Source organism: Desulfosarcina cetonica JCM 12296 (assembly GCF_001311845.1).
GTDB lineage: Bacteria > Desulfobacterota > Desulfobacteria > Desulfobacterales > Desulfosarcinaceae > Desulfosarcina > Desulfosarcina cetonica.
In genome coordinates this window covers 1-6,547 of the sequence record NZ_BBCC01000274.1, presented here as the reverse complement: position 1 = coordinate 6,547, position 6,547 = coordinate 1, and the positions used below count along the sequence as shown (strand labels likewise).

9 protein-coding genes are annotated in these 6,547 nt (G+C 56.0%); all 9 read left to right on the top strand.

The genetic code is table 11. The features are described from left to right. Positions 1-606, top strand: a 606-nt coding sequence (gene tolA / locus JCM12296_RS31660; protein ID WP_172684210.1) for a cell envelope integrity protein TolA, incomplete at its 5' end; no start/stop codon positions are given. 58 nt (positions 607-664) lie between these two features. After that, complete coding sequence (tolB, locus tag JCM12296_RS31655) at positions 665-1,990, top strand: Tol-Pal system beta propeller repeat protein TolB (RefSeq protein ID WP_306304177.1); 1,326 nt, start codon at positions 665-667, stop codon at positions 1,988-1,990. A 49-nt stretch (positions 1,991-2,039) separates the two neighbouring features. Continuing rightward, on the top strand, positions 2,040-2,288 hold the full coding sequence (locus JCM12296_RS46455) for a hypothetical protein (protein ID WP_246805193.1): 249 nt from the start codon (positions 2,040-2,042) through the stop codon (positions 2,286-2,288). Further along, positions 2,251-2,607 carry a peptidoglycan-associated lipoprotein Pal gene (pal, locus tag JCM12296_RS31645; RefSeq protein ID WP_246805192.1) on the top strand — a complete coding sequence of 119 codons (357 nt, stop codon included), beginning with the start codon at positions 2,251-2,253 and terminating at the stop codon, positions 2,605-2,607. The genes JCM12296_RS46455 and pal overlap by 38 nt, the downstream gene beginning before the upstream one ends. Positions 2,608-2,861: 254 nt before the next feature. Then, a complete protein-coding gene (gene ybgF, locus JCM12296_RS31640) occupies positions 2,862-3,737 on the top strand; it encodes a tol-pal system protein YbgF (RefSeq protein ID WP_054701474.1) in 876 nt (291 codons plus the stop codon). A 30-nt stretch (positions 3,738-3,767) separates the two neighbouring features. Then, positions 3,768-4,220 (top strand): crossover junction endodeoxyribonuclease RuvC, encoded by a 453-nt coding sequence (locus JCM12296_RS31635; protein ID WP_306304176.1) that lies wholly within the window; start codon positions 3,768-3,770, stop codon positions 4,218-4,220. 68 nt (positions 4,221-4,288) lie between these two features. Beyond that, complete coding sequence (ruvA, locus tag JCM12296_RS31630; RefSeq protein WP_054701472.1) at positions 4,289-4,906, top strand: Holliday junction branch migration protein RuvA; 618 nt, start codon at positions 4,289-4,291, stop codon at positions 4,904-4,906. Positions 4,907-4,972: 66 nt separating this feature from the next. Further along, positions 4,973-6,013 (top strand): Holliday junction branch migration DNA helicase RuvB, encoded by a 1,041-nt coding sequence (ruvB, locus tag JCM12296_RS31625; protein ID WP_054701469.1) that lies wholly within the window; start codon positions 4,973-4,975, stop codon positions 6,011-6,013. A 123-nt stretch (positions 6,014-6,136) separates the two neighbouring features. Further along, positions 6,137-6,547: SAM hydrolase/SAM-dependent halogenase family protein (locus JCM12296_RS31620; RefSeq protein ID WP_172684209.1), on the top strand; the 411-nt coding region annotated here is incomplete at its 3' end.

Sequence of the window (6,547 nt, the reverse complement as noted above, 5' to 3'; positions counted from 1 at the left end):
CCGGTAAAGCCCAAGGTCTCCCTGAAACATCGCACGTTCAAATCGACACAGGTGGTCAAACAGGCCATCCAGGACCTGGAAGCGAAGGCGGAAGAAAAGACGCCCAGAGAAAAAGGCGCCAACGAGGCGGCGACCGCGTCTCCCAAGCAATTACAGTCGGCTCTGGATCGTCTGCGGCAGTCGGTGAGTAAAGCCGAGGCGGCCAACCCCTCGGCGGCGTCCGGGGAGGGGAGCGGTACAAGTGCCAGTGGCTCGACCGGAAAGCCGGGGGCCGCGCTCGGACCGTTCAACCTGGACGGTGATCAGGCCGCCGGACCCGTCGACATCTACAGCCATTTGGTGGCCAAGCAGATTGAGAAGAACTGGGCGTTCAATGAAAGAGTCGCCAATATCGATCGTTCCCTGAAGACACAAATCGTTTTCAAGGTCATGCCCAATGGAGAGATCATCGATATCTTTTTCACCGATCGTTCCGGTAATGCTTATCTGGACGAATCGGCCTATAGAGCCATCGTTAAATCGAATCCCGTTTCCCCCCATCCGCCAGGGTTGAATTTGCCTTACGTTCAGATGGGGCTTCGGTTTACGCCGCAAGGCGTCCGCTAAAGGGGGATTCCCGCAGGGCAAAAGATGATGAAACCCGAACACGAAGGACTGCATTCCCATGATGATTCGATACCGACTGAGCATGCTGCTTCTGCTCATGATATGGATGCCGCTGTCATCGGCGGTCGCCGCCGCGCAATACAACTATATCGACATTTCCAACCCGTTTCTCAGCAAGACACCCATTGCCGTGCCGACCTTCAAAGTGAGAGGCGGGGATCCGGCAACTTCCGGCATTGCCAGTGATACGGCGCAACTTATTTCCCATTATCTTGATTTTACAGGTTATTTTTCACTCGTCAAGCCCGGCGCATTTCTAGAAAATCCACAAACCATGGATATTACCGGAGCCGGCATCCGCTACCGAAACTGGACTGCCGTTGGTGCGGAACTCCTGGTCACCGGCGGTGTGGTCAGCCATGATGGCCAAGCGGAGTTCGAATTGCGCCTGTTCGATACGGTGAAGGAGAAGTTGGTGCTCGGCAAACGCTATCGGGGAACTGTCGGCGACTATCGCCAGATTGCCCGACGATTCTGCAGCGAGGTGGTGTACGCGATTTTTGGCACACGTGGGTTTTTTGATTCAAAACTGGCCTTTGTTTCCAACGGGTCGGGGCAAAAAGAGATCTATCTGTGCGAGTTTGACGGCAGCGAAATCACCCAATTCACCCATCTGCGGAGCATCAGCCTGTTTCCCGATTGGTCGTCCGACGGGCGCTGGCTTGCCTACACCACCTATGCCGAACGGCAACCCCGGATCTATATCCAGAATATAAATGACAAACGGGTGGCCAAGATCAACAAGCCTCGTCTGCAGATGTCTCCCGCCTGGCTCCCCGGTTCCTTCGAATTGGCCGCCAGCCTTTCTTTTTCAGGTGATCAGCAAATTTATCTGTTGACCGGAAATGGGAAAGTGATTAAAAGATTGACGAATACCGGCGGGATCAATGTTGAGGCAACCTGGTCCCCCGATGGCAAGCGCATAGCGTTTGTGTCCAGACGATCCGGCAATCCACAAATATACATTTCCGATATAGGTTCAGGGCGGGTGCAGCGGCTGACGTTCGAGGGCCGCTACAATACGCAACCGAGTTGGTCTCCAAAAGGAGATAAAATCGCTTATTCCGCCATGAATGGTGGCGTACTCAATCTTTTTACAATTAATCCCGATGGCGGCGAGTTGACCCAATTGACAGCCAATCAGGGAAACAACGAAGCACCGACCTGGTCTCCCGATGGCAGTCTGATTGCGTTCGGTTCAACGCGTGAAGGGAAAAGCAGGATCTTCGTGATGACTGCTTATGGAACCGACCAGCGGCGTTTGCTCACCCTTTCCGGTGAGCAGACCAATCCAAAGTGGTCTCCGAATATTCTGACACCGTAAACCGTAAGGTCTTAAACAACGGAACAAAGGAAACAAGGAGGAGATGAAGATGAAAAGAAAGTGGATTATTTTGGCGATGCTGCTGATCGTTCCGGCGATGCTGTTCAGCGTATCTTGTGCCAAGAAAGCAGTGACGACTCAGCCGACCACGGATGCCGCCGACGAGGCCGCCCGTCAGGCTGAACTGGCCAGACAGCGCGCGCTGGAAGAAGAACGTCTGGCCGCCGAACGCGCAGCAGCAGAAGCTGAAGCCATGGCGCGTGAACTGGCCGCCGCCAAGGAGCGTTTTTTTAAATGAATTGGTTCATTTTGATTTCGACTCGGCCGTTCTGTCCTCCGACGCTCAGGAGATCCTGAAAGACAAGGCCATGTGGCTGCGGGCCAATCCCGATTTCAATGTGGTCATCGAGGGGAATTGCGATGAGCGCGGTACCAGCGCCTACAACATGGCTTTGGGTGAACGGCGTGCGGAAAGTGCCAAAACCTTTTTGACCAACCTGGGAATCCCCGGCGACCGGATGACGACGGTCAGCTTTGGTGAGGAAAAACCGCTTGACCCGGGTCACGATGAAGCTGCCTGGGCCAAGAACCGGCGCGATGCTTTCGTTCTTGAATAAGTCCTGATGCAGTATCGCGGGCTCACGGCATGATGGCTCGGCACCACCGTTTTTACCATCGGAACCCATCCGACGGCAGAGGAGAAAAGAAACCCATCAACTAGGTTGCCGAACGCGCAGGGAACCCGCACCTCATACAAGTTAATGTGATTCATCGAATATGCAGCATCGGCCCATAAATGCCGTTGCTGCATATTCTGTCTGGGACGGATGCATCCCTTCGTCCCGACGATCGATGCCATGGGAAGGTGACTATGCAACCCAAATATTACTGGATCGGCCCGGTGGCCTTGGTTTTCCTCTGCAGCTGTGCCTCGCAGCAGGACATTTATACGCTGGATCATCGGATCGCCGCGTTGGAGAGACATAATCTTACGCTGGAGCAGCAAATCAAGACCAAGGACGAGACCCTTGTTGGGGATGAGAATGACATTCGGGGCCAGTATGCCGGACTGGCTGCGCAACTGCAGAGCTATCAGGATCAAGCCCAGTTGCTGTCCGGTCGCCTTGATGCCGTTGAACATCAACTTCAGCAAAATCCGGGCAGCGCGGTCGGCAATGCGGCCACAAACCCGGACCGTATCGATCAAATGAGCACGGATTTGTTCGAGTTGCAAAAACGTATGAATGCCATCGAACAGTATCTTGCCCAAAACGGGAAGACGGTGCCCGCGCCCACGCCTGCGGCCACACCGGCGCCGGTACCCGTTAAGCCCGAACCCGTCAAACCGGTGCCCCCAGCCGCTTCCAGCCAACCGGAAACCGATGCCGAACTTTATGTGGCCGCCAAGCGGGAATTCGATCAGGGGAACATGACCGCGGCGCGTAACGGTTTCGCCAAACTGTTGAAGGCGTATCCCAAATCCCAGCAGGCCGACAACGCCCAGTTCTGGATCGCCGAAACCTATTACCGCGAAAAATGGTATGAAAAGGCCATCCTCGAATACCAGAAAGTGATCGAAAATTACGCGAAGGGCAATAAGGTACCGGCCGCCATGCTCAAACAGGCCTACGCGTTTGTCAACATCGGGGAGGCCAACAATGCGCGTTTGATCCTCAAGGAGATCATTGCCAATTATCCGGGGACCAGCGAGGCTGAATCCGCCAAAAAGAAATTGGACGCGATGTGAACGCGGCACCTGTATCCTTTCCGTGCGACCATGATCAAGATTGTCGGTATTGATCCCGGGCTTGCCGATACGGGGATCGGCATCGTCAGCGGTAGTGGGCTGAGCGTTCACAGTTACGCCTACGGCACCATCTCAACCTCCAAGGCGCAACGCATGGCCTGCCGACTGGAGCATATTTACAACAGTATGAACCGGGTGCTGGAGGAGGAACGGCCGGACCTCATCGTTGTCGAGGATGTCTTTTCCCTTGAAAAATATCCCAAGTCGGGCATAGTTCTGGGAAAAGTGTGCGGCGTGCTGTTACTGGCCGGTGCACGGTCGGGGATTGCATTGACCGAGGTGCCGGTACGCCAGGCCAAGCAGATTCTGACGGGAAACGGCAACGCTCCAAGCAACAGCTGGAACGGGTGGTGCGTAACACCCTCGGTGCGCCGTCGCCCATTCGTCCCTTTCATGCGTCGGATGCGCTGGGGCTGGCCCTGATCGGTCTTTTCCGCTACCCGTCGCCATAAATCCTGTCCCATGGCCGTGGATGGCTGAGCCGAAAAGCGATGATCGGATATCTTGAAGGGAAACTGATGAAAAAGGAGCAGGATCGCATTCTGCTCCTGGTGAACCATGTGGGATACGAGGTTCTGGTGCCGGTGGTGGTGCTGGAGAGCCTCGCTCAAAAAACGACGGGCGACGAGGTATCCCTATACATTTATTACTACCAGACCGATCGGCAACCCAAACCGGTGCTGATCGGCTTCAACCTTGAGGCCGAGAAGGAATTCTTCCAATATTTCATTTCCGTGGAGGCCATCGGACCGCTTAAAGCCGTCAAGGCGCTGAACATCTCCATTGGCGATATCGCCCATGCCATTGAAAATGGTGACATCAAGATTTTGAAACAGCTTAACGGAATCGGCGAGCGCACCGCTCACAAAATCGTTGCCACGCTAAAAGGTAAGATGAACAAGTTTGCCCTGATCCAGCATGCGTCTTTGGAGGAACAACTGCCGGAGGATGAGGATTTTGTCCAAATCGTCATGGACGTGTTGGTTTCCCAATTGGGCTATAAGACAACCGATGCCCGCCAGCTGATTGGCGAGGCGATCAAACGCGACCCGACCGTTGCCACGGCCGAGCAGCTGTTTGATGAAATCTACCGCGCGCAGCGTCCCTGAACGACGCTGGTCGCAGTCTGGATGGCCAGCCGATAGGGGTTTGCCGCCAGTATGGAACCACTTTTGATGTCAGACCCCATTCTTACCCACCGATCCACGGATATGGCCATTGTCAGCGGCGCCCTGCAGCCTACCGACCGCGACCCGGATCTTCTTTCCCTGCGTCCGGAGCGGCTCGACGACTATGTCGGTCAGGCCGAAGTCGTCGAAACGCTCAAGATCGCCATCGAAGCGGCCCAATTGCGATCCGAACCCCTTGAACATGTGTTGTTCCATGGGCCGCCGGGACTGGGTAAAACCACCCTGGCCCATATCATTGCCAATGAAATGGGAGGAACGCTGACCGTTACCTCAGGTCCGGCGCTGGAAAAAGGGGGCGATCTGATCGGGATTCTGACTCACCTGGGAGAAGCGGATGTTCTCTTTGTCGACGAGATTCACCGCACGCCCAAAACCGTCGAAGAGTTTCTCTACCCCGCCATGGAAGATTTTGCCGTGGATTTTGTCTTCGACAAGGGGATCCATGCCCGGAGCCACCGTTACCGGCTAAAACGCTTTACCCTGGTGGGGGCCACGACCCGGGTGGGTCTCTTGTCAGCACCGCTCAGGGATCGCTTCGGCATTTTTCGCAATCTCGATTTTTATGGCATCGATGATTTGGTGCATATCACCATGCGTTCAGCCGCGCTGTTGGACGTCCGCATCGATAAGCCTGGCGCCGAAGAGTTGGCCAAGCGCTCCCGGGGAACCCCCCGCATCGTCAACCGGCTGCTCAAGCGTGTTCGCGATTATACCCAGGTGCGCGCCGATGGAACGATTACCCAAGAGACGGTGGAAGCCGCCCTGGCCTTGGAAGGGGTCGATGCCCAGGGGCTCACCCAATTGGATCGGCGCTATTTGAAAACGATTATCGATTTTTACGGAGGGGGACCGGTGGGGATCGAAGCCATTTCGGCTACCCTCCAGGAAGAGAGTGACACCCTGGTGGATGTGGTCGAGCCGTATCTTCTCAAAATCGGCATGGTGATTCGCACCTCCTCGGGACGGCGGGTCTCCGACATTGCCTGTCGCCATTTGGGTGTTCCCGTCCAACAGAAGCTGTTTTGATCCGCATGGCCTCCCCCATCGGGATCCCGTGTGGCGGCAGGATAGCCATTCAATCGGCGAGGCTGCCATGGCCCTGATCACGTTGCTTACCGATTTCGGGCTGCGCGACGAATACGCAGGGTGATGAAGGGCGTTATCGCCACGGTCAACCCCGGTGCAAGGGTGATGGATATCACCCATGGGATCGATCCCCAGGACGTGATTCACGGCGCGACCATCCTGGCCGCCGCCTATGCGTATTTTCCGCCGGGCAGCATCCACGTGGCGGTGGTTGATCCGGGCGTCGGCGGTACACGGCCTATTTTGGCCGTCGACTGCAACGGTCATCGGTTCGTGGCGCCCGATAACGGCTTGCTGGATCGGGTCCTCATGGACCATTCGGCTGACCGGGCGGTGTATGTTGAAAACCGACGCTATTTTCTAGAACGGGTGAGCCAAACCTTTCATGGCCGCGACATCTTTGCACCCGTGGCCGCCCATCTGGCGGCCGGCCTGCCCCTGGCTGAACTGGCCCTGCCGCGCACCAGCGTCGAC